Here is a 19,123-nt window from a genome sequence, read left to right as displayed (position 1 = left end):
CTCAACTGGGTTGCCCACGGCCGGTCGGGGCACTGGACGGCGGTGACCTCACTCCCCGTGGACGCGGATCGCCGTCCCGTGCCCGTTCGCACGATCCTGGCCACCATCGGCCTGGTCCTCGCGACCGTCGTACTGCTCTACATCGTCGTCGAGACCAGGCGGGTGCTGACCTGGCTGGTCATCGGCGCGTTCTTCGCCGTCGCGCTCTACCCGCTCGTCGGGTGGGCGCAGAAGCACCTGTTCCGCGGCCGCCGCCGGGCGCTGGCCACGTTCCTGGTGTTCCTCCTGGTCTTCGCCGTCCTCGGGGCGCTCATCACGGCGTTCGTGGTCCCCCTGGCGCGGGAGGGGACGAAGTTCGCCGGCCAGCTGCCGGATCTGATCGACCAGGCCCGCAACGGGCGCGGACCGATCGGCGGTCTGCTGGAGCGGACGAACGCGCTCCAGTACGTGCAGGACAACGAGGCCAAGATCCGGGACTTCGCGACCGGCCTGACCACGCCCGCGGCCGGCGTGCTCGCCGGCGTGGCCACGGGCATCGCCGGCACCGTGACCGTCTTCGTCCTCGCCTACCTCATGGTTCTCGAGGGGCCGAAGATCGTCGACGTCTCGCTGAACGTCTTCAATCCGACACGGGCGGAGCGGATCCGCCGGGTGGGCCACGACTGCGCCAAGTCCGTCACCGGGTACCTGTCGGGCAACCTGTTCATCAGCGTCGTCTGCGGAACCCTGACCTACGTCGTCCTGCTCGTCGCCGGTGTGCCGTTCGCCGGGCTGATCGCCCTCTTCGTGGGGCTCGCCGACCTGGTTCCCCTCGTCGGCGCCACCATCGGCGGCGTGGTGGCGGTCGCCGCGGCCTTCATCCACTCGGTGCCCGCCGGCATCGCGGTGCTCGTCTTCTTCGTGCTCTACCAGCAGCTGGAGAACCACCTGCTGCAGCCGCTGGTCTTCGCCCGTACGGTGAAGCTCAATCCGCTGACGGTGATCGTCGCGATCCTCATCGCGGTCGAACTCGCCGGCATCCTCGGGGCGCTGCTCGCCATCCCGGTCGCCAGCATGATCCAGGTGATCCTCCGCGACGTCTGGGACCACCGCCGGGGACAGCCGAAGGACGAGCCGACCGTGGGCGTGGACCGCGAGCCGGCGCTGACCCCGGAGACGAAGGAGCGGGCCGAGTGACCGTGATCGGCCTCAGCTGCCCTGGCGCACCGTCATGCCCATGCGGGTGAGGACGACGGTCTCCACGATCTGGACGACGTTGTAGAGGACCAACGACACTGCCGTCACCACGACGACCGCCGACCAGACCAGGGAGAACTGGACCTGCGAGTACGCCGTCTGGATGGTCGACCCGATGCCGTCGCCGGTGGCCAGCCACTCGACGAGGAGCGCACCGGTCAGCGCGCCCGGCACGGAGATGCGGACGGCGGCGAAGAACGAGGGCAGCGACGCCGGCAGGGCGACCCTGCGCAGCGCCGTCCAGGAGTTCCCGCCGTAGACGCTGACCACGTCGAGGGTCTCCGGGGTGGCCGAGTGCAGGCCGAACACGATGTTCACCAACGCGGGGAAGAGGACGACGATGCCGGCCACGACCGCGACCGTGGCGACGTCCCGGCCGAAGATGAGGATGATCAGCGGAGCCATCGCGATCAGCGGCACCGAGCGCAGCAGCATCGCGATCGGCATGAGCGCGTGCTCGACGCCCCGGGACAGCCGGAACGCGATCGCGCCGAGCAGGGCCACGACGAGGCCGGCGACGAAGCCGATGAACGCGTGGGTGAGGCTGACGCCGAGGTCGCCCGTCAGCACCGCGCGGTGGTCGGCCGCGTCGTCATCGGTGACCAGGTACGCCCACACGTCGAGCGGTCCCTTGGCCACGTAGGCCGAGATGCCGAACAGCTCGATGACGGCCACCCACAGGGCGATCACGACGACCAGGGTCAGTCCGAAGGTCAGCAGCGACCGTCCCACGGCGCGCAGCACCGAGCGCGAGGCCTCGCGCTGGATCTGCCGGCGGAGGCCCGTCGCCTCCGGTGCCGGACGCGTGACGGTGGCGGTCATGCGCTGCTCCGGCCCCGGGACCACGGCGTCACCAGCCGCCCGAGCATGCCGAAGAAGGCGAACCCGACGATGGCGACCGCACCCGAGGCGAGGGCGATGCCCCAGACCCGCGCGGCGTTGAGCGACTGCTGCGCGCTGGTCATCGCCGGGCCGATGCCGAGGTCGACCTTGCCGAAGTACTCGCCCAGGATGGCGCCGAGAAACGCCGCCGGGACGGCGATCTGCAGGGCCGTGAGGATGCTCGGCAGGGCCGCGATCAGCCGCACCTTGCGCAGCTGGGTGAAGGCGTTGCCCCCGTAGACGGTGACCACGTCGAGGGCGGCCCGGTCGGCGGCCCTGAGGCCCAGCAGCGTGCCGACGACGGTGGTGAAGAAGCAGCTCAGCGCGGCCAGGAAGATCGCGGTCCCCGAGGGGTCACCGGAGTCGGGCGCCCCGGCGATGATCAGCACCAGCGGCCCGATCGCGACGATCGGGATGCAGTAGGTGATCGTCGCGATCTGCGTGATCAGGCCCTCGGTGCGGGGGACGACGAGCACCACGGAGGCGAGCAGTAGTGCGATGGCGTTGCCCCAGAGGAAGCCCTGCGCGGCCTCGACGAGGGTGACGCCGAAGTTGCGCCCGTAGAAGGTCGCCCCGTCGGCGGCCCACTGGCTGACGACCTCGGGCGGGGTCGGGATCGCCCGGCGCGCGCCGGCGCCCACGCCGGAGAACACGGTGAGCGCGCTGATCCACCACAGCGCGACGATGACGAGCGAGCCCGCCACCCCGACGGCCCACGAGGGCAGTCGCACCCGCGTCATGCCAGGGCCCCGTCGCCGCTGAGCGCACCGCCGAACAGCAGTTCCGAGGCGTGGTCGACGTAGGCGTGGAACTCCGGCGTCCGCTGCATCTCCGGGGTGCGGGGCCGCGGCAGGTCGATGTCCATGACCTCCTTGATCCGCCCCGGCCGCGGGCTCATGACGGCCACGTGGTCGGACAGGAAGATCGCCTCGGTGATCCCGTGGGTGACCATCAGCGTGGTCGCCGGCTTCTCCGTCCAGATCCGCAGCAGCTCCAGGTTCAGCTTCTGGCGGGTCATGTCGTCGAGGGCGCCGAACGGCTCGTCGAGCAGCAGGACCGACGGCTTGAGGATCAGCGAGCGGGCGATGGAGACCCGCTGGCGCATGCCGCCGGACAGTTGCGCGGGCTTGGCATTCTCGAAGCCCTCGAGGCCGACGAGGGCGACCATCTCCCGGACGTAGTCGTCGTCCACGCGTACCCCGGCCACCTCGAACGGCAGCCGGATGTTGGACAGCACGCTGCGCCACGGCAGGAGCGCGGAGTCCTGGAAGGCGATGCCGAGCTCGTGGCCCCGCCGGAGCTCCGCCGGTCCCTTGCCGTCGACCTTGACCGAGCCGCCGGTCGGGGTGTCGAGGCCGGCGAGGATGCGCAGGATCGTCGACTTCCCGCAGCCCGACGGCCCGAGCAGCGACAGGAAGCTGCCCTGGTCGCTGTGCAGGTGCACGTGGTCCAGTGCGGGCACCCGCTGGGTGCCCATGGCGAAGACCTTGGTCAGGCCGGAGATCTGCACGCCCGTGCCCAGGGCGGCCTGCTGGCCGCCCTGGGCACCGGTGGTGGTCACGTCGATCACGACACCGCGTCCGATCAGGCGCTGTAGTCCATGAGGTCAGGGTTCTCCTCGTAGACCTCCGCGAGCAGGGACAGGTCGAACAGCTGGTCCACCTCGACGTCGACACCCGCGCCGGCCAGGGACGTCACGGTCTCCTCCTGGAGCTCGTCGGAGATCGTGAACAGGCCGAACTCCCGAGTCTCGTCGGAGGTGATCAGCTCGTCGTTGGCCGTGGTGGCCGAGACGATCTCGTTGGCGCGGTCGAGGCCCAGGTCGGCGCCGTAGGACTCGAGGCACACGTCGACGGCAGCCTCCGGGTCCTTCAGGACGTCGATCCAGCCGCGGATCTCGGCCTCCAGGAACGCCTTGAGCTTGTCGCGGTCCTCGGCAATGGACTGGTCGGTGGCGGTGAACGTCTCGGCGACGAACGGCAGGCCGTTGTCGGCGAAGGGCAGGTTGGTGACCGCGGTGCCGTCGGCGGAGACGGTGATCGACTCGTTGGTCAGGTAGGCCATGAAGCCGTCGACCTCGCCGTTCACCAGCACCGACGGGTCGTACTGCACCGGCACGATGGTGAGCTCGTCGGGGGAGATGTCGTTGGCGGCCAGCAGCCCCTCGAAGAGGCTGGTGTTGGAGTCCTGGACGCCGATCCGCTTGCCGATCATGTCCTCTGGGGTGGCGATGTTCCCGCCCGCTGCCAGCGACAGGATCGTGAAGGGGTTCTTCTGGTAGGTCGTGCCGATGATCTTCACCGGCGCGTCCTCGTTGGCGACGGCCGTGCCGACCGACACCGCATCGCTGAGCGCCACGTCGGCCGCCCCCTGCACGAGCTCGGCGACACCGGTGGAAGGGCCGGCGACCAGGTTCACCGAGTCGAACCCGGCGTCGGAGTAGTAGCCGTTGGTGTCGGCCATGTACTCCCCGAGGAACTCCGCGTTCTTGATCCAGGACAGCTGGACCGACAGCTCACCGAACCCGCCCTCCCCGGAGGAGCTGGAGTCCGACTCGTCGTCACTCCCGCAGGCGGCGAGGGTCAGAGCGAGGCCGACGGCGGTCGCCGCTGCCGCGGTGCGGCGGAGGCCGGCACGGCCAGGAGTTGAGCGGAAGGTCATCGAGGGTCCTCACTCGGCAGGGTTCGGGGCGGGCGGCTCACAAGTTCTCCGATCGACGTTTCCGCCGAGCAGGCGTCGTGTTTCGTCGCCGTAACCAGCTGCTGCGAGGTGCCGTGATCGTCGTCTCCTCCCGCAGGCCCACGTCCAGCGAGACGGGGGAGCGGACCGCAACCGATTGCTTCCCCGGGGTGCGAGGTGGAGGTCGGCGGGCCGGCACGCGACACCCGCTCTGCTGCAGCGGGTGCCGGGAGTTCCGGAAACGGCCATGACTGGGTGGGTCGTTCGCCCGAGTCCCGCGGCGCCCCCGGAGCCACGGTTCGAGCGTGGCGCGGGGGGTTCGAGGGGTTCCCGCACGCTCAAGGGCGACCCGTCCGGCACGGTTATCGGACAGTTACTTGACACCTGTGAGCCCCACCACACAGGATTGGCGCCTCGCGTCGCAAACGATTGCGACAGCTCGGACCCTGAACGGGAGCTTCGATGGCGAAGCAGCACAAGCCAGGACATGTCGCACGCGGGGGATGGTCGAGATCGACCGTCCGGGCGGTTGCGGCCAGCGCCGCGGTTCTCCTCTCCGTAGCGGCGTGCGGAACCAAGCCCAGCGAAGAGGCCGGCTCGGGAAGTGACGACCCCATCGTGATCGGCATCTCGCTGCCGCTCACCGGGGACTTCTCGCAGCCCGGCGGCGAGGCCCGCAAGGGCTACGAGATCTGGGTCGACCAGATCAACGCCGACGGCGGCCTGCTCGGGCGCCAGGTCGAGCTGAAGATCACCGACGACGCCAGCAACCAGGACACCGTCGTCACCGACTACACGAAGCTGATCACCCAGGACAACGTCGACCTGCTGCTCGGCACCTTCTCGACCCTGCTGAACTTCCCGGCCTCCGCCGTCGCGGAGAAGAACGGGATGCTCTACGTCGAGCCCGCCGGCGGCGCGCCGAAGATGTTCGACCGCGGGTTCGACAAGCTGTTCTTCGCCCAGCAGGCCACGGCGGAGCACCAGCCCGACGTGTTCGTCGACTACATCGAGAGCCTGCCGGAGAACGAGCGTCCGAAGACCGCCGCCTACCCGACTCAGGACGACCCGTTCACCACGCCGGTGATCGAGTCGATGCAGAAGCAGCTGGAGGCCCTCGGCGTCGAGACCGTCTACACCACGACGTACCCGGCCGACGCCACGAACTTCCAGACGATCGCCAGCGCGATCGCCGCCGCGAAGCCGGACCTGATCGCCCAGGGTGCCGTCTTCGAGGACGGGGTCGGCCTCGTGCGCTCGCTGCAGCAGCTCAACTACTCGCCGAAGATGCTGTTCCAGACCTCGGCGCCGAGCAACGCGGCCCAGTACAGCGACGGCATCGGTGTGGCGAACACCGAGGGCGTCTTCTACACGGTGAGCTGGAACGAGAAGGCGAACACCCCGAAGAACGAGGAGTTCGTCGCCGAGTACGCCAAGCGCTTCGACGGGGGCATCCCCGCCGAGGACGCCGCGGACGCCTACGCCGCCGCGCAGGTGGTCCAGGCAGCCGTCGAGGCGGTCGGCTCACTCGACCAGGACAGGCTGGCCGACTGGCTGCACGCCAACGAGGTGGAGACCATCCTCGGTCCGCTGGCCTGGGACGAGACGGGTGCCCCGACGTCGGACTTCCTGCTCGCGCAGTGGCAGAACGGCGCGGTGGAGATCGTCGCCCCGGCGGACGCCGCCACCACTGACACGGTCGTCGCCAAGACGCCCTGGCAGTGATCTCCTGCCCGGTGGCCCGCGCACTCGCGCGGGCCACCGGGACGGCCCGCACCCTGAACACCGGAAGAGGAACGAATGACCCAGCTGGTGCAGGCACTGGCGCTCGGGTTGCTGATCGGCGGCGTCTACGCCCTGATGGCGAGCGGGCTGACGCTGATCTTCGGCGTCATGAACATCATCAACGTCGCGCACGGGGCGCTGCTCATCCTCGTCGCGTTCATCACGTGGCGGATCTGGTCGCTGACCGACATCGACCCCATCCTGCTGTCGATCGTGATGACGCCCCTGATGTTCGGATTCGGGTGGCTGCTCTACAAGGGTGTGCTCTCCCGGATCAGCGGTAGCTCGCCCGGGATGTCGGTGCTCCTGACGTTCGGCATCGCGATCACGATCGAGGGCGTCCTGAACGTCACGGCCGGCAACCGGTTCCGGTCGGCGACGCCGTCCTACTTCTCCGAGTCCTACCGCGTCTTCGGCATCTCGCTGCCGAAGGCCCAGGTCTTCGGCTGCCTCGCCGCGGTGCTCGTCCTCGGCCTGCTCTACATCGTGCTCGCCCGCACGTGGACCGGCCGGGCGATCCGGGCGACCGCCCAGAACTCCTCCGGGGCGGCGCTCGTCGGCATCCAGGCCGGATCGGTCGCCGCGCTCGCCTTCGCGATCGGCACCGCGACCACCGGCGTCGGCGGCTCGATCCTGTCGGTGCTCTACCCCTTCTTCCCGGCGTCCCACTACGACTGGATCTCGCGACTGCTCGGGATCATCGTGCTGGGTGGGATGGGCAGTCTGGCCGGCGCGCTGGTCGGCGCGATCATCCTGGGGCTGGCCGAGACGCTGACGGCGACCTACGGCTCGCTGCAGTGGTCCACGCTGATCTTCTACGGCGTGATCATGGTCGTGCTCCTGTTCCGCCCCCAGGGCCTGTTCGGCTCGCGACTCCGCCAGGACGTGATGGCATGACCCTCGTCCAGTCGCTCCGGCAGCGCGTCGAGGGACGCCGCGGCAAGCTGGTCCTGATCGGCCTGTTCGCGGCGCTGTTCCTGTACCCGGTGATCCTGCCGTTCGCCGTCTACGAGCAGGGCGTGCTGCTGCTGGCGTTCCTGCTGGCCCTCATGGCCGTCAGCTGGAACATCATCTCGGGGTTCGCCGGCTACGTGTCCCTCGGGCACAGCGTCTTCCTCGGGCTCGGCGCCTACACCGGCGGGCTGCTGGCCGAGAAGTACCAGGTCAACCCGCTGTGGTTCATGCCGCTGGGCGGGCTGGTGGCGTTCGTGGCGGCGGCCCTCGTCGGCATGGTCGTGCTCCGGGCCCGCGGGCACGCATTCGTGATCATCACGATCGCGTTGCTGCTGTCCATGCAGGTCCTGGTCACCAACTTCTCCACGATCACCAATGGCTCCAACGGTGTGAACGTGCCCCTGCCGTTCTGGTCGTCGGACTACCAGAACATGCCGTTCTACTACCTCTTCCTCGTCCTGCTCCTGGCCACCGTCGCCTTCGCCGCCTGGGTGCGGCGGACCAAGTTCGGCACGGGGCTGCTGGCCATCCGGGAGGACGAGGACAAGGCGGCGGCCATCGGCGTGAACACCACGCGCTACAAGGTGCTCGCCTATGCGGTCAGTGCGCTCCCGATCGGTGTGGCCGGGGTCGTCTACGCGTACTTCCTGTCGTTCATCAACCCGATCGGGGCGTTCGCGCTGCTCACCAGCGTGACGATCGTGCTCTCGGCCCTGGCCGGCGGCCGCGGCACGCTCTGGGGGCCGGTCCTCGGGGGCTTCGTGGTCTCGATCGTGTCCGAGGTGGCCAACGTGTACGGCGGTGGCTCGCAGAGCCGTCTGCTGGTGCTCGGCCTGGCGCTCGTGCTGGTCGTGCTCTTCCTGCCGCAGGGGATCCTGCCCGCGGTCTCCGCCCGGTTGGCCAAGCGGCGGGCCGCCAAGCAGGCGGTCGAGTACACCGACCAGGCCGGGGTAGCGACCGCGCGGACGCCGATCGTCGTCACACCCCGGTCGGCCCCCTCGGCCGGGAAGACGTCGGCACCGCTGCTGGAGATCCGGGGCGCGAAGAAGAGCTTCGGCGGGCTGCGCGCCGTCGACGGCGTCGACCTGACGGTCGAGGCCGGGTCGATCACCGCGCTCATCGGTCCGAACGGCTCGGGCAAGACGACGCTGTTCAACCTCGTCACCGGGGCGATGCCCCTCGGCGAGGGCGAGATCTGGTTCGACGGCACCCGCATCGACCGCCTCCCGCCCTGGGAGCGGGCGCACCTCGGCCTCGGGCGCACCTTCCAGATCACCCGGCTGTTCAAGAGCATGACCGTGCTGGAGAACGTCGTCGCGCCGCTGCCCTCGGCGAGCTGGGGCCTCATGGCCAAGGACGCCGTCAGCGGGCACGAGGCGGAGCGGGCGCGGGAGCTGCTGGACTTCGTCGGCCTCGGCCGCTTCGGCCAGCAGCAGGCCGGAGCCCTCTCCTACGGCCAGCAGAAGCTCGTCGAGCTGGCGCAGGTGCTGATGCTGGAGCCGAAGATGATCCTGCTCGACGAGCCGGCGGGCGGGATCAACCCGACGCTGGTCAACCGGATGGTCGAGATCATTCGCGACCTCAACCGGCAGGGGATCGCCTTCCTCGTCGTCGAGCACAACATCCCGCTGGTCCTCGACCTGTGCGACCCGGTCGCGGTGCTCAGCCGCGGGCAGGTCATCGCGCAGGGGCCGCCGTCCATCGTGCGTGCCGACCCGGCCGTGCTCGAGGCCTACCTCGGCCCGGAGTGGCTTCCCGCCGAGCCCGTTCCCGACGTGGTCCTCGACCAGCCGTCCCTCTCCGGAAAGGGGAGCTGACCGGTGCTGACCATCTCCGGCGTCTTCGCCGGGTACGGCGGTGGCGACGTCCTCCAGGGCCTCGACCTCCACGTGCCGACCGGTGCCATCACGTGCATCGTCGGACCGAACGGCGCCGGCAAGTCGACGGTGCTGCGGGTCGTCAGCGGCTTGCTCAAGCCCCGGCTCGGCACGATCGAGCTCGACGGGACGCGGCTGGACCAGCTCGGCTGCGCCGGGGTGCTGGCCAAGGGCGTCGCCCAGGTGCCGCAGTCGCAGGCGCTGTTCCCCCAGATGTCGATCCGGGAGAACGTCCTGCTCGGTGGCTATACCCTGCGCCGGGACAAGACGCTGCTGAACAAGCGGTACGACCACGTCAGCGAGCTCATCCCGATCGTGGCCGAGCGGTCCAACGACAAGGCCGGGAACCTCTCCGGCGGTCAGCGGCGCATGGTCGAGATCGCCCGCTGTCTGATGGTCGACCCGAGCGTGCTGCTCCTCGACGAGCCCTCGCTGGGGCTGGACCCGAAGAGCCTGACCGGCGTCTCCCAGCTCGTGCGGGACGCCAACGCGGCGGGGACGACGGTGCTCCTGGTCGAGCAGAACGTGCGCCTCGGGCTGAGCATGGCGACCCACGGCGTCGTCCTCGAGGGCGGGCGCGTCCGGCTGGAGGCCCCGGCGGGGGAGCTCATGGCCAACCCCGAGGTCGCGGAGCTCTACCTCGGCGGGCACGCCAGCGAGAGCCGCACCGCCCGCGTGAGCGGAGCCTCGCTCCCCGCCGACACCGGCTCCGGCCGGTGAACCCGGGCGCGCTCCCTCCACGGTTCGACGGCTTCAGCGGGCAGGAGGTGGCGCGCCGCCGGCGGGCGCTCGAGGACGTCATGCAGGCCGAGGGGCTCGAGCACGTCGTCCTCTACGGAGCGAACCGCTCCGGCAGTGCGGTCTCGTGGCTGACGCAGTGGCCGGTCACCCGGGAGGCGCACGTCCTGGTCACCCGGGGCGAGCAGGACGTGCTGCTCGTGAGCTTCTACAACCACGTGCCGGAGGCGCGCCGCCGGGCCACCGACGCCGACGTCCGGTTCGCCGGCGACGACCCGGCGGCCGGGCTGGTGGAGCTGTTGCGGCACCGCGGGGCCGAGGGACGGCCTCTCGGCTTCGTCGGCTCGCTGCCCTGGGACCAGCACGCCACGCTCGCCGAGGGCCGGCGCCTCGTCGACCTGAACCGGGCCCACACCCGCCTGCGCATGAGAAAGTCCGACGAGGAGGTGCGGGCGCTGCGGCACGCGGCGGCGCTCACCGACGCCGCGGCATCGGCCCTGCTCGGCACGCCGATGGTGGGCTGCACCGAGCACGAGCTCACCGCGCGCATCGAGCAGGCCTACGTGTCCCGCGGCGGCATGCACCACATCCACTACGTCGGGGTCACGCCGATGGGGGCACCGGACCGGTCGGTGCCGGCCCAGTGGCCCAGTGCGCGGCAGGTCGCTCGCGGTGACCTGCTCACCTTCGAGCTCAGCGCGGCCGTGGCCCCGGAGTACTCCGGTCAGCTGCTCCGGTCGGTGACCGTCGCCGCGGAGCCGACTGCCCAGGTGCAGCGGCTGCACGAGGTGGCGGAGGCGGCACTCGACGCGGTGGCCGCGCGGCTGCGGCCCGGGGTGCACGCGCGGGAGCTCGTGGAGGCCGCGGGCGTCATCGAGGACGCCGGCTTCACGACCGTGGACGACCTCGTCCACGGATTCGGCGGGGGATACCTGCCACCGGTGATCGGCTCCCGGAGCCGAGCCATCCGGCCGACCCCGGACGTGACGCTGCAGGCAGGCATGACGCTCGTCGTCCAGCCGAACGTCGCGACTCCCGACGGGCGGCTGGGCGTGCAGACCGGCGAGCTCCTGCTGGTGACCGAGGACGGCGCCGAGCGCCTGCACGGCTTCCCGAGAGGACTGATGAGGGCCGCATGAGCGGGAACAGCGCAGACGTCGTCGTCATCGGCGCCGGTCACAACAGCCTGATCGGTGCGGCCTATCTCGCCGCCGCAGGCCTCGAGGTCGTCGTCCTGGAGGAGCAGCCGCACGTCGGCGGCAACACGGTGACCGAGGAGCTGACCCTCCCCGGCTTCCGGCACGACTCCTGCTCCAGCGCGCACGTGCTCATCCAGACCAACCCGGTCATCCGGGACGACGAGCTCGGGCTGTCCAAGCACGGGTTGCGGTACGTCCACACCGACCCGGCGGTGGTCCTGCCGCTGGCCGACGGGGACGCGATCGTCATGTCCCGGGACCGCGCGGCGACGGCCGCGGAGCTGGCCCGCTGGAACCCGGCCGACGGCGACGCGTACCTGCGGCTGCTCGCCGACTGGGAGGGCGGCCTCGCCGGGGCGCACGCCCGCTGGAACGCCGGCCGGCTCGACCCGGCCGCGTCCACCGACGACGCCGCGTACGAGGCCCTGCGCTCGCGCAGCGCCCATGAAGTCATCGCCGAGCGGTTCACCTCCGACCAGGCGCGCGACCTGCTGACCTGGCTGTCCTTCGCCACGATCATCGACGTCCGCCGCGCCGGCACCGGCATCCTGCCCTTCTCGATCACCGCCGGTCGTTCGTCGTTCGGCTGGGCGACCCCGATGGGCGGCTCCGGCGCCCTGCCCGACGCGCTGGTCGCCTCGATCGAGTCCAACGGCGGCCGGGTCCACGTGGGGCGGCCGGTCGAGCGGGTGCTGGTACGGCACGGCCGGGCGGTCGGTGTCGTCACCGCCGACGGGGAGAGCTGGGAGGCGCGCCGGGCCGTGCTGTCCTCGGCGCACATCACCCAGCTGGCCGGGATGCTCGACGGCGCCGAGGCCCCCGCGGAGCTCCGCCGCGCCGCCGACACCTGGCAGACGGGCATCTCGCTGTTCGCCGTCCACCTCGCCACCGACGCCAACCTCACCTACGAGACGCACGACGGACCGGTGGCCTCGGTCGCCGGGGGGATCGGCTCGGCCGCCGGTCTGTACGCCCAGCTGGACGCCTTCGCCCGTGGCGAGACCTACGCGGTCGACCCCTGGGTGCTCGTCGTCTGCCAGACCGTGGTCGATCCCGACCGGGCACCGGACGGTCAGGGCGTGGGCAAGCTGCTGACCTTCGCACCGCGCGACCTCGCCCACGGCGGGGACTGGGCGGTCGAGCGCGACCGCTTCGCCGCCCAGATCGTCGAGCGGACGGCGGAGCGGGTGCCCGGGCTGCGGCCGGAGCACGTGCTCGCGGTGCGCGGCGAGGCGCCGGTCGACCTGGAGGCACGCAACCGGCACAACGTAGGCGGCTCCTGCCACGGTGGGGAGTTCCAGCTGTCGTCCGGGGAGGTGCTCGTCGGGTGGCCCTCGCACCGGCTGCCGGTCGAGGGGCTCTACCAGACCGGCGCGACGGCCCACCCGGGCGGCTCGGTGTCGGGACGGGCCGGGCGGAACGCCGCACGCGTGCTGCTGACCGACCTCGGGATCGACCCGGCGACCGTCATGGGCGCCGGCGCCTGACCGGTCGGCTCAGCCGGCGGCGCGCGCCGGGCGCTTGACGGTCGGTGGGGGAGCGGTCGACCCACGGACGACGAGCCGCACCGGCAGCAGGACGACGCGCGGGGTCACGGTGCGACCGCTCAGCCGGTCCAGCAGCAGGCGGGCCGCCTCGACGCCGAGGTCGTACTGCGGCACCCGGACCGAGGTCAGCGGCGGTTGCAGCCGGTTGATGAACGGCATGTCGTTGAAGCCGACGATGCTGACGTCGTCGGGGCAGGAGAGGCCGGTCTCGGCCAGCGCGTCGTAGCAGCCGAGGGCCAGCAGGTCGTTGCCGGCGACGATCGCGGTCGGGCGGTTGCCGTCGAGCAGTCGGAGGAGTGCGGTGCGCCCCGCCGCCTCCGAGTAGGCCTCGGCCTCGACGACACGGTCGTCGCGCAACCCGTGGCTCTGCATCGCCGCCCGGAACGCGCGCAACCGGACGGCGCCGGTGGAGACCCGGAGCGGCCCGGCGACGTGGGCGATGTCGCGGTGCCCGAGCTCGACCAGGTGGGCGACGGTGCGCTCGATCCCGGTGGCGTCGTCGGCGGAGACGGCCGAGACGTCCAGGTGCTCGGTGAGCCGGTTCACCAGGACCATCGGCACGCCGCGCTCGGCGGCGTCGTGCATGAGGGGGTCGTCGAGCAGGGCGGTCGCGACGATGAAACCGTCGACCTGGCGGGCCTGCATGGCGGCGAAGTTGGAGGACGTCCGCGCCGGATCGTTGTCGGTGTTCGCCGTCAGCACGGTGTAGCCGCTGTCGGCCAGCGCGTCCTCGATGCCGCGGACGATCGGGGGGAACAGCGGGTTGGTCAGATCGGGGACGAGCACGCCCACGGTCTCCGATCGGCTGGTCTTCAGGCTCCGGGCGATCGGGTTGACCTGGTAGCCGAGTGCGGCGGCCACCTCGCGCACGCGGGCGACGGTGGCGGGGCGGACGAGGCTGCGGGTCGCCTCGTTCAGCGCGCGCGAGGCCGTGGCCGGGTGGACCCCCGCCTGCGTCGCGACGTCACGGAGGGTCGGGCGCGGAGCCACGCTGGGAAGGCTAGCGGCGGAGACGTACCCGTAGCCGGCCGGGGGGCGAGCGGTCATCAGCGTCCCCTTCGGGTGCGGAGGTAGATGCGGCGGGTCGCGGCAGACGCGATCGTCAGGGGCACGAACAGGGCGGCCGACACGGTGAAGAGCAGGCCGTAGTGCCCGTTGCCCGCCAGGAGCCCGCCGAGGGCCGCGCCGGTCGAGCCCCCGAGGAAGAGGCTGGCCGCGAACAGCGGCACCACCTGCGCCCGCTTCAGCGGCGCGACCGAGGTCGCCCACGTCTGCAGGGTGGAGTGCATGAAGGCCCAGGCCGCGCCGAGCAGCACGCAGGCCACGACGCCGGCGACCACGCCCTGCTGCACGGCGAGCACGGTGAACCCCAGCCCGCCGCTGGCGCCGCCGATCAGCAGCAGCGTCGGCGTGCTCACCCGGGCCGAGAGCGGGCGGACGACCCGGCTGAACGCCAGGACCGAGACGCCGTACGCCGCGACAACCGTCCCCGCGATGCCGGCCCCGGCGGCGGCGGCGTGCTCGACGCTCGGCGCCACGAACGTGAAGGTGCCGGTGATCGCCGCGCCCTCGACGAACCCCAGCACGAGCACCAGGAGCACCCACCGGTCGGCGGCGGCCCGGGCCAGGGCACGCACCGGGCGCCGTTCCCGCTCGGCGCGCGGGGGCTCCGGGAGGCGGCGGATGAGGAGCGCGAGCACGGCCGCCGCGGTGGCGGTCACCCCGAACATGACGCGCCAGCTGACGAGCTCGGCCGCCCAGCCGGCGGCGACCGTGGCGGCGGCCATGCCCACCGCGACACCGGCCATCAGGTCGGTGAGGGGCTGCTGCCGCCGCTCGATCGGCACGGTGGCGCCGACGTACACCAGCGTCGCCGGGATGGCGCCGCCGAAGAACCCGCCGGCGATGCCGCGCAGGACGACGAGCACCACCACGCCGGGCGCGAGCGCGGACAGCAGGCCGGCCGCGGCCGCACCGACGAGGGCGACCTGCAGCGTGCGGATCGTGCCGAGCCGGGCCAGGACCACGCCCCACACCGGCTGCAGGAGGCCGTACGTGAGGAAGTAGACGCTCGCGGCGATGGTCACGGTGCCGACCGACGTGTGCAGGCTCGCCGCCATCACGAGCAGCATCGGCGCGATCGCCGACCGGTCGAGGGAGCTGACGGTGTTGACCGCCTGCAGCGCGCGCAGGTGTCCCCGCGAGAGGTCGGTCGCCACGACCTGGGTGTCGGTCATGTCAGGGCCGCAGCAGGCCGCCGCCGGGGCGGGACAGCGCCGCGAGGTCGTGGACCTGCTCGAAGCCGCCCTGTTCCGCGCGCAGCCGCAGGACCGCCTCGAACGCGGCCGGCTCCACCTCCCCGCCGGCGCAGATGCCGTGCAGCGGGTCGAGCAGCGTCTCGTACATCTGCTCGGCGATCTCCGGGTCGGTGTCCGGCTGCTTCTCGAGGAGGGCCAGCACGTCGTCCCGCCGGTCGGGTGCGAGCACCGCGCGCTCGGCGTCGTCCCAGGCGGCGAGCAGGGCGCGGACGGCGGGGGTGTCTACGTCGGCGCGGGTGGCAAGCACCGAGCCGAGGTAGGGGCGGACGACGTCGCTGACCACGCCCAGGACGTGCGCCCCGGCCCGGACCGCCCGCGCCTCGTGACCGGCGTTGAGCAGCGTGGCCTCGAACGCGCCGTCGGCCAGCAGCTGCCGCCGTCGGGGAGTGGCGCCGGCGGTCACGACCTCGTAGTCGCGCCCGGCCTCGAGTCCGGCCGCGCGGAGCAGGGCGAACCCGACGTAGGCGAAGCCTGAGGTCGGGACGTCGACGGCGAACCGGCGGCCACCGAGATCTGCCGCGCGCTCGATGCCCGGGGCGCCCACCAGGCTGAGCCGGCTGCCGCGGTCGACCGCGCGCAGGATCTGCAGGTCCAGCCGCCGGCCGAGGGGGTTGTGCTCGTTCAGCACGTAGGTGGCCACGTTGTCCGGCGAGGTGAGGACGGCGTCGTACTCGCCGTCGGTCAGGGACGCGAACTGGGCGGGCGAGGACGCGACCGGAAGCTGCTCGACGACCAGTCCGTGCTGGGCGAAGACGCCGTGTTCCTGCGCCCAGCTGGCCACCACGTTGGCGCTGAAGATGCCGAGCCGGAGGGTCTGCATCGCACCTGTCCTCGTGTGGGCCGTCTGCCGCCGGCCGTGCTGCGGCCGGCCCCGAGGAGCTGCCCGTCGTCATTGACAACCAGTTGCATGCTGCCCGAGCATGCAGTCGTTTGCAAGGACGCTCAGCCGGGAGGGTGCATGGACGAGAGAGTTGCGAGTGCGGTGTCGAACTGGGCACCGCGCTTCACTACGAACGGCGTGGCGGTGGCCGACTTCCAGCGGGTCACGGCGAGTGTCGAGCGCTGGGACGACTGGTGCTCGGCGTGGTCGTCGGCGGCGAAGGTGCACGAGGACCTCGGCCGGGAGGCGATGCGCGAGGGACGGACCCGCTCTGCCGGCGCACACCTGTCGACCGCGGCGGTCTACTACCACTTCGGCAAGTTCCTCTTCGTCGAGCACCCGGACGAGATGCGTGAGGCGCACGGTCGGGCGGTCGCCTGCCTCAACGACGCACTCCCGTACCTGGACCCGGCGGGCGAGCGGATCGAGATCCCGTTCGAGGGCAGCCGGATGGTCGGCGTCCTGCGTCGCCCGAACGGGCCGGGGCCGCACCCGGTGGTGGTCATGGTCCCGGGGCTGGACTCCACCAAGGAGGAGTTCCGCTCGACCGAGGCGCTGTTCCTCGAGCGCGGACTCGCAACGTTCTCGGTGGACGGGCCGGGACAGGGCGAGGCCGAGTACGACCTGCCGATCCGCGGCGACTGGGAGGTCCCCGGCCAGGCCATCGTCGACGCGGTCGCCGCCCAGCCGGGCATCGATCCCGAGCGGATCGGCGTCTGGGGCGTAAGCCTCGGCGGCTACTACGCCCCACGCCTGGCCAGCGGTGTCGAGCAGGTGCGGGCCTGCGTCGCCCTGGCCGGCCCGTACAACTTCGGGGAGTGCTGGGACCAGTTGCCGCCGCTCACCCGGACGGCGTTCACCGCGCGCTCGTTCAGTGGCGACCAGGAGACCGGCCGCAAGCGGGCGCTGGAACTGGACCTGACCCATGCGGCCGGGAAGATCCGGGTCCCGCTGCTCGTCGTCGCCGGCAAACAGGACCGGCTCATCCCGTGGCAGCACGCCGAGCGACTGGTCGCCGAGGCGGGCGGCCCGACCGAGCTGATCATGCTCGAGGACGGCAACCACGGGAACATGAACGTGGCCGCCAAGCACCGCTACAAGACCGCCGACTGGATGGCCGCGCAGCTCGGCGCGTGACCCCGACCTCCGGCGCGGAGAGTCCGGCGGATGCCCGGACTCTCCGCACCGCCGGGCACCGAGCCCGGGGTCTTGACATCGATCTCCGGCGATCGGATCGTCATCGCCAGGCAAACGTTTGCGTGCCCGAGCGGTGCGTCGACGGCCTGTTCCCCACCCGCGCAACGCCGCGCCGGCCACCCGGAGGAAATCGTGCCCAAGCCGCACATCAGCTACGTCCCGCTCGAGGACATGGACGAGCGCATGCAGGAGGAGATGCACCGCTGCGCGCGGGAGGGGACGCCTCGGCCGGAGAGCTCCGCGGTGCGGGCGCACGCACCGAACGCGTTCTGGGCGTTCGCCGACTCCTGGCAGTCGACCTTCCACAGCGGGGTGTGCGACCACGCCATCAAGGATCTCTGCCGGGTGTACATCTCCCGCACCGTGAAGTGCGAGTTCTGCGGAAACCAGCGGTCGGAGAAGGCGATCAAGGCCGGCCTCGAGGAGATGCAGTACGACGACCTGCTGAACTTCGAGAAGAGCGACCGGTACGACGAGCGGCAGAAGGCGGCGCTGTCCTACGCGGAAGCCATCGCCTGGGGGATGCCCGCCGACGAGGAGGGCTTCTGGGCCCGCCTGCACCAGAACTTCTCCGAGCCGGAGCTGGTGGAGCTCGGCTGCGCGATCGCCCTGACCTTCGGCCAGCAGAGCTGGATCCGCCTGCTCGGCATCGATCACCACCAGTACATGCCCGGCACGGACGCCTCGATGGCGCCCGGCTTCCGCACCGCCGAGGAGCTCGCCGAGAGCAAGGCCTCTGCGGACTACTGGGCCACCGGCACCCCCAGCTGACCCGCTCGGAGGGCCTTTGTTGCCACAAAGGCCCTCCGAGCGGTGCCTTGACATGGCCCCTTCCGCAAGTAACCTACAAACGATTGCATCACCGACCCGGATGGGGCACCTCGATGACACGTACGGACCTCCCCGAGCTGACCGTCGGTTGGCTCGGCACCGGGCACATGGGCGCGGCGCTGGCCGCGCGCATCGGCCGGGCGGGCTTGGATCTCACGGTCTGGAACCGCACGCGCAGCAAGGCCGAGCCCCTGGTCGACGCCGGCGCGAAGGTGGCCGACGAGCCGGTCGAGCTGGCCGACCGCGACGTGGTGTTCACGATGGTGACCAGTTCCGCCGACCTCGAGCAGGTGGTCGAGCGCCTGCTGAGCGATCCCGACCGGGCGCCCCGGATCCTGGTCGACTGCTCGACGGTCTCCACCGAGGCATCGGCGCGGGTGCGGGCCGTCGCCGAGGAGCGGGGGATCGCGTTCCTCGCCTCGCCGGTGAGCGGCAACGGCAAGGTCGTGTCCGCCGGCAAGCTGAGCCTGGTCAGCAGCGGCCCGCGTGAGGCCTACGACCAGGTCGAGCCGATCCTCAACCTGCTGGGCCGCCACGTCACCTACGTCGGGGACGGCGAGAAGGCCCGCCTCGTGAAGATCTGCCACAACATCATGCTGGGTGTGGTCGCCCAGAACATGGCCGAGATCGTCGTGCTGGCGGAGAAGGGCGGCGTGCCCCGGGCCGCGATGCTCGACTTCCTCAACAACAGCGTGATGGGCTCGATGTTCACGCAGTACAAGTCGCCGGCGTACGTGAACCTCGACTTCACGCCCACGTTCACCCCGGTGCTGCTGCGCAAGGACCTCGACCTGGGCCTGCGGGCGGCCGACGAGCTCGGCGTCCCGATGCCCGTGACCTCCGCCGCCCGCGAGACCGTCCAGGCGGCGATCGCCCAGGGCCGCACCACCGAGGACTTCGCCGTCCTGCTGGTGCTGCAGGCCCGCAACTCGGGTCTGGAGCTCGTGTCCGAGGACGTCGAGGTCGACGACGGGCTCGCGCCCCTCGGGGAGCACTGAGC

Annotated in this window: 17 protein-coding genes; 10 read left to right on the top strand and 7 right to left on the bottom strand. The window is 71.5% G+C overall.

Annotation, left to right across the window (positions count from 1 at the left end):
* Window positions 1-78: 78 nt before the first annotated feature.
* Window positions 79-1,176 carry an AI-2E family transporter gene (locus tag E4P38_RS07690; RefSeq protein WP_245160868.1) on the top strand — a complete coding sequence of 366 codons (1,098 nt, stop codon included), beginning with the start codon at window positions 79-81 and terminating at the stop codon, window positions 1,174-1,176.
* Between the two features lie 12 nt (window positions 1,177-1,188).
* On the opposite strand, the gene E4P38_RS07685 is transcribed toward E4P38_RS07690, so the two are convergent.
* From E4P38_RS07685 to E4P38_RS07670, 4 genes are read right to left on the bottom strand one after another with little or no spacing between them, the layout of a single operon-like run.
* The gene (locus E4P38_RS07685; protein ID WP_135131164.1) at window positions 1,189-2,058 is read right to left on the bottom strand and encodes an ABC transporter permease subunit; all 870 of its coding nucleotides are present in this window, start codon (window positions 2,056-2,058) and stop codon (window positions 1,189-1,191) included.
* Window positions 2,055-2,858 (bottom strand): ABC transporter permease subunit, encoded by an 804-nt coding sequence (locus E4P38_RS07680; protein ID WP_135131163.1) that lies wholly within the window; start codon window positions 2,856-2,858, stop codon window positions 2,055-2,057. Before E4P38_RS07680 ends, E4P38_RS07685 begins: the two co-directional genes overlap by 4 nt.
* Window positions 2,855-3,679 (bottom strand): ABC transporter ATP-binding protein, encoded by an 825-nt coding sequence (locus tag E4P38_RS07675; protein ID WP_209308991.1) that lies wholly within the window; start codon window positions 3,677-3,679, stop codon window positions 2,855-2,857. The genes E4P38_RS07680 and E4P38_RS07675 overlap by 4 nt, the downstream gene beginning before the upstream one ends.
* A gap of 23 nt (window positions 3,680-3,702) precedes the next feature.
* Window positions 3,703-4,779, bottom strand: coding sequence for an ABC transporter substrate-binding protein (locus E4P38_RS07670; RefSeq protein ID WP_135131162.1), 1,077 nt, complete (start codon window positions 4,777-4,779; stop codon window positions 3,703-3,705).
* A gap of 636 nt (window positions 4,780-5,415) precedes the next feature.
* On the opposite strand from E4P38_RS07670, the gene E4P38_RS07665 reads away from it, so the two are divergent.
* The 6 genes from E4P38_RS07665 to E4P38_RS07640 all read left to right on the top strand — a co-directional run bounded on the left by E4P38_RS07665 (window position 5,416) and on the right by E4P38_RS07640 (window position 12,837).
* Window positions 5,416-6,522 (top strand): amino acid ABC transporter substrate-binding protein, encoded by a 1,107-nt coding sequence (locus E4P38_RS07665; protein ID WP_209308990.1) that lies wholly within the window; start codon window positions 5,416-5,418, stop codon window positions 6,520-6,522.
* A gap of 75 nt (window positions 6,523-6,597) precedes the next feature.
* A complete protein-coding gene (locus E4P38_RS07660; protein ID WP_135131160.1) occupies window positions 6,598-7,479 on the top strand; it encodes a branched-chain amino acid ABC transporter permease in 882 nt (293 codons plus the stop codon).
* Entirely contained in the window at window positions 7,476-9,353 is a 1,878-nt protein-coding gene (locus E4P38_RS07655) for a branched-chain amino acid ABC transporter ATP-binding protein/permease (RefSeq protein WP_135131159.1), read from the top strand. Before E4P38_RS07660 ends, E4P38_RS07655 begins: the two co-directional genes overlap by 4 nt.
* 3 nt (window positions 9,354-9,356) lie before the next feature.
* The gene (locus E4P38_RS07650; RefSeq protein WP_135131158.1) at window positions 9,357-10,133 is read left to right on the top strand and encodes an ABC transporter ATP-binding protein; all 777 of its coding nucleotides are present in this window, start codon (window positions 9,357-9,359) and stop codon (window positions 10,131-10,133) included.
* Window positions 10,130-11,290, top strand: a complete 1,161-nt coding sequence (locus tag E4P38_RS07645) for a M24 family metallopeptidase (RefSeq protein ID WP_135131157.1) — start codon at window positions 10,130-10,132, stop codon at window positions 11,288-11,290. The genes E4P38_RS07650 and E4P38_RS07645 overlap by 4 nt, the downstream gene beginning before the upstream one ends.
* Complete coding sequence (locus E4P38_RS07640; protein ID WP_135131156.1) at window positions 11,287-12,837, top strand: NAD(P)/FAD-dependent oxidoreductase; 1,551 nt, start codon at window positions 11,287-11,289, stop codon at window positions 12,835-12,837. The genes E4P38_RS07645 and E4P38_RS07640 overlap by 4 nt, the downstream gene beginning before the upstream one ends.
* A gap of 9 nt (window positions 12,838-12,846) precedes the next feature.
* Here the strand turns inward: E4P38_RS07640 and E4P38_RS07635 are convergent, their stop codons facing one another.
* From E4P38_RS07635 to E4P38_RS07625, 3 genes are read right to left on the bottom strand one after another with little or no spacing between them, the layout of a single operon-like run.
* Window positions 12,847-13,944: a LacI family DNA-binding transcriptional regulator gene (locus E4P38_RS07635; RefSeq protein WP_135131155.1), complete on the bottom strand. Its 1,098-nt coding sequence runs from the start codon at window positions 13,942-13,944 to the stop codon at window positions 12,847-12,849.
* Entirely contained in the window at window positions 13,944-15,134 is a 1,191-nt protein-coding gene (locus E4P38_RS07630; protein WP_135131154.1) for an MFS transporter, read from the bottom strand. The genes E4P38_RS07635 and E4P38_RS07630 overlap by 1 nt, the downstream gene beginning before the upstream one ends.
* Window position 15,135: 1 nt before the next feature.
* A complete protein-coding gene (locus E4P38_RS07625; protein ID WP_135131153.1) occupies window positions 15,136-16,035 on the bottom strand; it encodes an ABC transporter substrate-binding protein in 900 nt (299 codons plus the stop codon).
* Between the two features lie 138 nt (window positions 16,036-16,173).
* Between E4P38_RS07625 and E4P38_RS07620 the strand changes: the two genes are divergently transcribed.
* From E4P38_RS07620 to E4P38_RS07610, 3 genes are all read left to right on the top strand, one after another.
* Complete coding sequence (locus tag E4P38_RS07620; protein ID WP_209308989.1) at window positions 16,174-17,232, top strand: alpha/beta fold hydrolase; 1,059 nt, start codon at window positions 16,174-16,176, stop codon at window positions 17,230-17,232.
* Between the two features lie 192 nt (window positions 17,233-17,424).
* Window positions 17,425-18,063 carry a carboxymuconolactone decarboxylase family protein gene (locus tag E4P38_RS07615; protein WP_209308988.1) on the top strand — a complete coding sequence of 213 codons (639 nt, stop codon included), beginning with the start codon at window positions 17,425-17,427 and terminating at the stop codon, window positions 18,061-18,063.
* 113 nt (window positions 18,064-18,176) lie between these two features.
* Entirely contained in the window at window positions 18,177-19,121 is a 945-nt protein-coding gene (locus E4P38_RS07610) for an NAD(P)-dependent oxidoreductase (RefSeq protein WP_135131151.1), read from the top strand.
* Window positions 19,122-19,123: the final 2 nt, after the last annotated feature.

Source organism: Blastococcus sp. CT_GayMR16, from assembly GCF_004570875.1.
GTDB lineage: Bacteria > Actinomycetota > Actinomycetes > Mycobacteriales > Geodermatophilaceae > Blastococcus_B.
Note: the sequence above shows the minus strand (reverse complement) of the source record. Positions and strands in the feature narration are given on the sequence as shown.